The organism is Pseudomonas sp. 32_A, assembly GCF_017490905.1.
Classification (GTDB): Bacteria; Pseudomonadota; Gammaproteobacteria; order Pseudomonadales; family Pseudomonadaceae; genus Aquipseudomonas; species Aquipseudomonas inefficax.
On sequence record NZ_JAFGYI010000428.1, the window covers coordinates 1 to 301 of the forward strand.

Annotated in this window: 1 rRNA gene; it reads right to left on the reverse strand. The window is 45.2% G+C overall.

From position 1 onward, the window contains the following. Nucleotides 1-225: 225 nt before the first annotated feature. Nucleotides 226-301: ribosomal RNA gene (locus J5M58_RS27335) — 16S ribosomal RNA — on the reverse strand; the annotation flags it as partial.

Here is a 301-nt window from a genome sequence, read left to right on the forward strand (position 1 = left end):
TCGAGCAGAACTCACAAATTTTACCTTAGCCTGATTAACCAGCAGTGAAACTGGTCATCAGTCTATATCTATCACATATCCGAATTTTTAAAGAACGATCTGACAAAAGTCAGAAATCAACATTCGAAGCGAATGCTCATTTCCGAGTTCTGACCAGGAACAACGTCTTCAACCATGAATCAAGCAATTCGTGTGGGAGCTCATCAGCAGGCTGATGTCGTCGATTAAGGAGGTGATCCAGCCGCAGGTTCCCCTACGGCTACCTTGTTACGACTTCACCCCAGTCATGAATCACACCGTG